Here is an 8,004-nt window from a genome sequence, read left to right as displayed (position 1 = left end):
CAAGTTTGGCCTGTAACGACAGCCGCCTTCAGGCGGCCCCACTACTTGCCCCTTTGAGGGGCTAACAGAATAAAGCCCCCGGCTTTGCCGGGGGATACTTACTCTTGTGAATCTATGGTCACCCCTGTTTTTGCGATAGTGATCAACGATGGGTGTTAAATTTTGGCTATGTCTGAGTTGGCTGTTGCAGCAGGCTAAGCTGATCATGGCGTCTCTGCATGCGGGAGGTGGATCATGAAAGCGAGTCAGTTCACGCGATGGATCGCTCAGCTCTCCAGCCTCAGCCCAGAACAGCGTGAGCAGTTGAAGGCATGCCTGTCGGCACCTGGCAGCCTTCCGCAGGACATGATCGCTACGCCCAGCAGCTGCCCGCACTGTCAGTCCAGCGAGTTACAGCCGTGGGGCTCCAATGGCGGCCTGCCACGGTATCGCTGCAAGTTTTGCGGCAAAACCAGCAACCCATTGACGGGTACACCGATGGCGCGACTGCGAAAGCGCCATCTCTGGCAAGACTATGCCGAGGCGTTGACTCAGAGCCTGACGGTACGCAGGGCGGCGAAACACTGTGGCGTCAGCAAGAACACCGCCTTCCTGTGGCGACACCGGTTCCTGTCCCAGATCGCGGATCACCAGGCTCGGCATGCGTCCGGGATTGTCGAGGCCGATGAAACCTTCTTTCTGGAGTCTTTCAAGGGGCAGCGAGATTTGCCGCGCCTACCTCGCAAGCGCGGAGGCAGCGCGAAGCGACGCGGGTTGTCTGCCGAGCAGATTCCTGTCCTGGTGGTGCGGGATCGCAGCGGCCAGCATGCCGACTTTCAGCTGGAGAAGCTCGATGCCGCGCATGTCAGGGAGCGACTACGCCCCCTGATCGATGCTGATGCGATTCTTTGCTCTGACAGTGCCGCCGTCTATGCCCACTTTGCCAAGGCAGAAGGCATCACCCATCGGCCGGTCAATCCGAGCCAGAAGCGCAGGGTCGACGGGCCTTTTCACATCCAGAACGTGAACGCCTACGACAGCCGCCTGAAGGGCTGGATGACTCCTTTTCATGGGGTGGCCACCCAGTATCTGGCCCATTATCTGGGATGGCGGCGCCTGCTCGAGCGCTACAAGACGCAGCTCAATCCATTGATTTGCTTGAGGGAGGCGCTGGGGCGAGCAGCTATGCAACAGCTAACTCAGACATAGCCTAAATTTTTGCCAGGCTCATCCGTCCATTCGGCTCTAAATGACATGGAGTAGGGGCGATGAGCATGAATGGACTGGGGTTAATGAGCGCGCTGTCATCGGGTCATCCGTCGGAGCTGGCCATTCCCTTCGCCAGGGAGCGCCTGCCGCTGGCGCTGCTCTGCACACTGGGCCTGGCCGCTGCGCCGGCGCAGGGCATCGAGGAGGGTGAGAAGGACAAGCGTCCGGTGGAGCTGGACGGGGTGACAGTGGTCGCCGACCGGGACAGCCCGGTCGGTCCGGACACCGGCTATACCGCCAAGCGGACCTTGGCCGGCACCAAGACCGACACGCCGCTCAACGAGATCCCACGCTCGATTTCCATCACCACCGAGCAGCAGATGCGCGACCGTAACGTGAGCACCGTCAGCGACGCTCTGCATTACACGGCCGGTGTCCAGACCGATGTCTGGGGCCAGGACAACCGGGCGGACTGGTTCATCATCCGTGGCTTCAGCCAAGGCAACAATGGCCTCTACCGCGACGGCAACCGGGTCCACTCCGACGGTCATTTCCGCTGGCAGACCGATCCCTTCCTGCTCGAGCGGGTCGAGGTGCTCAAGGGCGCCGCTTCGGTGCTCTACGGCCAGAACCCGCCGGGCGGAGTGGTCAACCTGGTCACCAAGCGGCCGACCGCCACCCGCTTCGGCAAGATCGGCGTGGAGTACGGCAGCTTCGACCACAAGCAGATGACCCTGGACATGGGCGGCCCGTTGGACGACGCCGGACGCATCCTCTACCGGATCACTGCCCTCAGTTGGGACAAGGGCAATCAGGTCGACCATGTGAACGAGGAGCGCCTGCTGTTCGCCCCGACGTTGACCTTCAACTTCACCGACGACACCACTCTGACCCTGCGCGCCAGCATGCAGCGCGACAACTCCGACCCGACGATGCAATACCCTCTTGCAGAGGGCACTCGGTTCCGCACTGCCAATGGCAAGATCCACGATGATGTTGCCGTGGGCGATCCGCACTACGAGAAGTTCGAGCGCGACCAGTACACCTTCGGCTATGAGTTCCAACAGCGCTTCAACGACGCCTGGTCCTTCCAGCAGAACCTGCGTTACGGGCACTTGGACCTCGAATATCGGCATATGTATGCCACCAGCTACCTGGACGACCTGCAGCCGGGCGCCGATCCCAGCCGGCGCCTCTTGATGCGCGGACTAGGAGGTTCCGACGGCCAGTCCGACAGTATCTCGGTGGACAACCGCCTGCTCTACAAGTGGGAGGGAGCGTGGGTGCAGAGCACCCTGTTGATGGGCCTCGACTACCAGAAGCTCGATGTTGACAACAAGCGATATGCCAGAGATCCACTGGTGCTTGAGCCCATCGACATCTACAACCCCCGCTACGGTGGCCAGATCACCCTGGTCGACTGGGACCTGAACCCAGTGACCGACGCCGATCGGCAGGACTTCCGTACCCGCTTCGACCAGTTCGGCCTCTACCTGCAGGAGCAGGTCAAGCTCGACGACCACTGGGTGTTCCTGCTCGGCGGGCGCTACGACAAGGCGCGCGCCGATCTCGACAACCGCACTACCGACGTGGACAAGAGCATCCGCGACGAGGAGTTCACCTGGAACGCCGGGGTGGCCTACCTGTTCGACAACGGCCTGACCCCCTATTTCAGCTACTCGGAGTTCTTCCTGCCGGTGGCCGACCTCAACACCCGTACCGGCGAGCCCTTCGAGCCGGAGGAGGGCGAGCAGTGGGAAGTCGGCCTGAAGTATCAGCCGCCGGGCTTCGACGGCTCCTTCAACCTCGCCCTGTTCGAGATGACCCAGAGCAACGTGCGTACCTCCGGCGCCGGTGGCATCACAACCCAGCTGGGCGAGGTGCGCAGCAAGGGCATCGAGTTCGAGGCGGTGGCCAACGTGACCGAACGCCTGAGCCTGGTCGGCTCCATGACCTACCTCGACATGGAAACCACCAAGTCGCTGCGCGCCAACGAGCGGGGCAAGACGCCTTCGTCGGTGGCCGACCGCATGGCCTCGCTGTGGGCGACCTACACTTTCAGAGGCGGCCCGCTGGGCGGCCTGGCCCTGGGCGCCGGCGCGCGCTACACCGGCGAGAGCTGGGGCGACAACACCGAGACCCTGGAGGTTCCCTCCCGCACCTTGTACGACGCCATGGCCAGCTATACTTGGAGAGACCTCAAGCTGCAGCTCAACGCCAGCAACCTGACCGACAAGGAGTACGTCTCCAGCTGCAGCTACTACTGCTACTATGGCGAGCGCCGCAATGTCACCGCATCCCTTACTTATTCCTGGTAGTTCCGGGTTGTCGTGGCTATCTGCGGGAGCGCCTGGAGCAATGGATGCTCGAGCTGCTGGCGGAGTTGCGCGGCGAGCTGGACGAGCATGAAGCACGCCTGTCCCGTCTCGACGAAACGATCCAGCCCAGGCTCGCAAGGATGAGCGGGTGAGACAACTGCTTCAGGTCGAGGGTATCGGTCCGGTCTCGGCCACCACCCTCGTATCGGCCGTAAGAGATGCACGGTAGTTCCGCAGCGCGCTGGCGTGCAGGTAGGAGCAGTCTGGAAAACCTGCTTGGCGATGTCCATGCCATTCACACGCTTCACTTGGGCACTTCGATGCCGAGGTGCTGCGGTCGGCCCGCTGCCCCCTTAGCAGCATCCCTTTCAAGGTCTTTACGTAAACTCTCCTCCTGAAAACCAGCGAGGGGGCAAGATGATGTGGGGCGAGATTCTGGCGCGATTCGAAAAGCAGGCACCGGCCAGTGTCATGGCACGGCTGGCGTTGGAGCGGGCGATGCCGGCTGCCTGGGTCGATGACGTGTTCGAGGCCCACCGGCAGCGCCAGTATCCCCGCGAGCTGCTGTTTTCCACCGTCGTCGAATTGATGTCGCTGGTTTCCCTGGGGCTGCGCCCTTCGCTGCATGCCGCCGCGCGCCCGATGGACAACCGGCCCTGGGCGCTGCGCCCTGCCTGCCCGGCTGGCAAGTGCGCATCGTCGACGGCAACCCTCTGCCGGCCTCGAAGAAACGCCTCGCGCCGCTGCGCAACCAGCGCGCCGCTGCTCTGCCGGGGCATTCGCTGGTGGTCTACGACGCCGACCTCGACCTGGTGACCGATCTGGCGGCCTGCGAGAACGCCTATGAAAGCGAGCGCACCGGTGTCTTGCCACTGTTGGACAGTGCCGGCCCGGGACAACTGTGGATAGCCGACCGACATTTCTGCACGCGAGCGATTCTCCAGCGCTGCGAGGACGCCCAGGCGGGCTTCATCGTCCGCCAGCACGCCAAGCATCCCCCCATCGCTCGGGAAGGCGACTGGCAGGACGGCGGGCGGACAGCAACGGGGCGCACGCGCGAGCAGGCCATCGTGGTGGGCGAAGGGCTGCCGCCGTGGCGGCGTATCGAGCTGCAACTGGATACGCCGAGCGAGTCGGGCGAGTCCGTCCTTTGGCTGTGGAGCAACCTGCCCGCGACAATCGACGCCCGGCAGATTGCCGACCTGTACTGTCGGCGCTGGCGTATCGAGGGAATGTTCCAGCGCCTGGAGTCGGTCTTGCAGAGCGAGATCCGCAGCCTGGGCCATCCCCGGGCGGCGCTGCTGGGGTTTGCCGTGGCGGTGCTGGCCTACAACATCCTGGCGGTGCTCAAGCGCAGCGTGGAACAGGCGCATCGCGAACAGCTTCCCGAGGGCTGGGAGGCCTCCCCCTACCACCTGGCGGTCCAGGTCAGAAGCCGTTACGAGGGGATGCTCGTCGCGCTGCCGGTGGAGCACTGGCCCGCCTGGGCCGACGATTCGGCCAACACACTGGCACAGCGCCTGTTGGAATTGGCACGACATATCAAGCCCGGCCAGGTGGCCACCAGCAAGCGCGGCCCCAGGGTGGATAAGCCCAAGGCCTGGGTCGATGCCGCGACGGCTCGCGCCCATGTCTCCACCGACCGCCTCATCAAGGCCTCGAAAAGCAAAAGACCTTGAAAGGGGTGCCCCTTAGCAGGCCTAAATTTTTGCCAGGCTCATCCGTCCATTCGGCTCTAAATGACATGGAAGAGGGGCGATGAGCATGAATGGACTGGGGTTAATGAGCACGCTGTCATCGGATCATCCGTTGATACCGGCCATTCCCTTCGCCAGGGGGCGCCTGCCGCTGGCGCTGCTCTGCGCGCTGGGCCTGGCCGCCACGCCGGTGCAGGGTGTCGAGGAGGGTGAGAAGGACAAGCGTCCGGTGGAGCTGGACGGGGTGACAGTGGTCGCCGACCGGGACAGCCCGGTCGGTCCGGACACCGGCTATACCGCCAAGCGGACCTTGGCCGGCACCAAGACCGACACGCCGCTCAACGAGATCCCACGCTCGATTTCCATCACCACCGAGCAGCAGATGCGCGACCGCAACGTGCGTACTGTCAGCGATACCCTGCACTATACGGCCGGCGTCCAGGCCGATTCCGATGGCCAGGACAACCGGGCGGATCGGTTTTCCATCCGGGGCTTCAACCAAGGCGCCAACGGCCTCTACCGCGACGGCAACCGGGTCCACTCCAGTGGGTACTTCGAGTGGCAGGTCGATCCCTTCCTGCTCGAGCGGGTCGAGGTGCTCAAGGGCGCCGCCTCGGTGCTCTACGGCCAGAACCCGCCGGGGGGGTTGGTCAACCTGGTTACCAAGCGGCCGACCGCCACCCGCTTCGGCGTGATCGGCGTGGAGTATGGCAGCTTCGACCACAAGCAGATGACCCTGGACATGGGCGGCCCTCTGGACGATGCGGGACGCATCCTCTACCGGATCACCGCGCTCAGCCAGGACAAGGGCAATCAGGTCGACCATGTGAACGAGGAGCGGCTGCTGTTCGCCCCGACGCTGACCTTCGACTTCACCGACGACACCGCGCTGACCCTGCGCGCCAGTATGCAGCGCGACAACTCCGACCCGACGAAGCAGTTCCTTCCCGCCGAGGGTAGCCGGTTCCACACCGCCAATGGACAGATCCACGATGACGTCGCCGTGGGCGATCCGCGCTACGAGAAGTTCGAGCGCGACCAGTACACCTTCGGCTACGACTTCCAGCACCGCTTCAACGATGCCTGGTCCTTCCAGCAGAACCTGCGCTACGGGCACCTGGACCTCGAGTATCGGCATATGTGGGCCGCCGGCTACCGGGACGACCTGCTGCAGCCGGGCGCCGATCCCAGCCGGCGCCTGTTGATTCGCGGACTGAGCAATGCCGATGGCCACACCGACAGCCTTTCGGTGGACAACCGCCTGCTCTACAAGTGGGAGGGAGCGTGGGTGCAGAGCACCCTGCTGATGGGCCTCGACTACCAGAAGCTCGACCTTGACGACAAGCGATATGCCAGTTCTCCCCGGGTGCTCGAACCCATCGACATCTACAACCCCAGCTACGGTGGCAAGGTCACCCTGGTCGACAGAGGCCTGAACCCGCTGACTGACGACCGGCAGGACTTTCGCACTCGCTTCGACCAGCTCGGCCTCTATCTGCAGGAACAGGTCAAGCTCGACGACCATTGGGTATTCCTGCTCGGCGGGCGCTACGACAAGTCGCGCGCCGATCTCGACAACCGCACCACCGGCGTGGACAAGAACATCCGCGACGAGGAGTTCACCTGGAACGCCGGGATGGCCTACCTGTTCGACAACGGCCTGACGCCCTATTTCAGTTATTCGGAGTTCTTCCTGCCGGTGGCCGATCTCAACACCGATACCGGCGAGCCCTTCGAGCCGGAGGAGGGCGAGCAGTGGGAGGTGGGCCTGAAGTACCAGCCGCCGGGCTTCGACGGCTCCTTCAACCTCGCCCTGTTCGAGATGACCCAGAGCAACGTGCGCACGAGCGGCCCCGGCGGCATCACAACCCAGTTGGGCGAGGTGCGCAGCAAGGGCATCGAGTTCGAGGCGGTGGCCAACGTGACCGAACGCCTGAGCCTGACCGGCTCCATGACTTACCTCGACATGGAGATCACCAAGTCGCAGGACCCCAGCGAGCGGGGCAAGACGCCCTCGGGGGTGGCCGACCGCATGGCCTCGCTGTGGGCGACCTACAGCTTCAGGGGCGGCCCGTTGGACGGCCTGGCCCTGGGCGCCGGAGCGCGCTACACCGGCGAGAGCTGGGCCGATGACACCGAGAGCCTGGAGGTTCCCTCCCGCACCCTGTACGACGCCATGGCCAGCTACACCTGGGATGCCATCAAGCTGCAGCTCAACGCCTCCAACCTGACCGACAAGGAGTACGTCTCCAGCTGCGGCTCCTACTGCTTTTATGGAGAGCGCCGCAATGTCACCGCATCCCTCACCTATTCCTGGTAGTCCCGGGTTGTCGTGGCTATCCACGGGAGAGTCTGGCCGATATGGTCGAGGCGTGTGGATCTGCTGGCACTCATCCGCGCCGGGCTGCGCGGATGGCTGTCGCTGGGCGAAGGCGTTGAGGCGGTTTGCCTGAACTAGCACCTGTTAACACTGTGCGTCCTGCTGGGTTCGCTCGGACTAGAGCTGTTTCACCTTATTCGAGTCCGCCTTTTGGGGGCGATCAGGATAACGATATGCGTGGAGGGCCGCTCCGTAGGTCGGGTTAGCGTAGCGTAACCCGACAGCCTGCCCGGCATTGCCCGTCGCGTCGGGTTACGCCCTGCGGCTAACCCGACCTACAGTTGCAGCAGTGATCTGGTATTTGATGAAAATGCTCTGGGCCTGTTAACACTACTCTCCGCGAGCCGCGTTGCCGCGCCAAATGGCGCCAGGCGAGGCGCGGGACGCAGGGAATGGCATTCCCTTGCCAAGTCCCGCAACG

General features: G+C 63.7%; 3 protein-coding genes and 2 pseudogenes. All 5 read left to right on the top strand.

From position 1 onward, the window contains the following. Positions 1-234: 234 nt before the first annotated feature. The 5 genes and pseudogenes from ACYVD0_RS12850 (at position 235) to ACYVD0_RS12830 (ending at position 7,523) form a co-directional block, all read left to right on the top strand. Entirely contained in the window at positions 235-1,188 is a 954-nt protein-coding gene (locus ACYVD0_RS12850; protein ID WP_460427169.1) for an IS1595 family transposase, read from the top strand. A 59-nt stretch (positions 1,189-1,247) separates the two neighbouring features. Continuing rightward, a complete protein-coding gene (locus tag ACYVD0_RS12845; protein ID WP_460427168.1) occupies positions 1,248-3,506 on the top strand; it encodes a TonB-dependent siderophore receptor in 2,259 nt (752 codons plus the stop codon). Between the two features lie 44 nt (positions 3,507-3,550). Further along, positions 3,551-3,732, top strand: a pseudogene (locus tag ACYVD0_RS12840) (IS110 family transposase); the annotation flags it as partial. Between the two features lie 245 nt (positions 3,733-3,977). Further along, positions 3,978-5,185, top strand: a pseudogene (locus ACYVD0_RS12835) (transposase). Positions 5,186-5,288: 103 nt separating this feature from the next. Next, a complete protein-coding gene (locus ACYVD0_RS12830; protein WP_460427167.1) occupies positions 5,289-7,523 on the top strand; it encodes a TonB-dependent siderophore receptor in 2,235 nt (744 codons plus the stop codon). The last annotated feature ends 481 nt before the right edge of the window (positions 7,524-8,004 follow it).

Source organism: Azotobacter armeniacus (assembly GCF_054779355.1).
The sequence above is the reverse complement of the archived record's forward strand: the minus strand, read 5'-3'. Positions and strand labels throughout refer to the sequence as shown.

Excerpts from the sequence above, each read along its gene's own strand:
- ACYVD0_RS12850 (WP_460427169.1), top strand. The coding sequence starts at position 235 with ATGAAAGCGAGTCAGTTCACGCGATGGATCGCTCAGCTCTCCAGCCTC.
- ACYVD0_RS12845 (WP_460427168.1), top strand. The coding sequence starts at position 1,248 with ATGAGCATGAATGGACTGGGGTTAATGAGCGCGCTGTCATCGGGTCAT.
- ACYVD0_RS12830 (WP_460427167.1), top strand. The coding sequence starts at position 5,289 with ATGAGCACGCTGTCATCGGATCATCCGTTGATACCGGCCATTCCCTTC.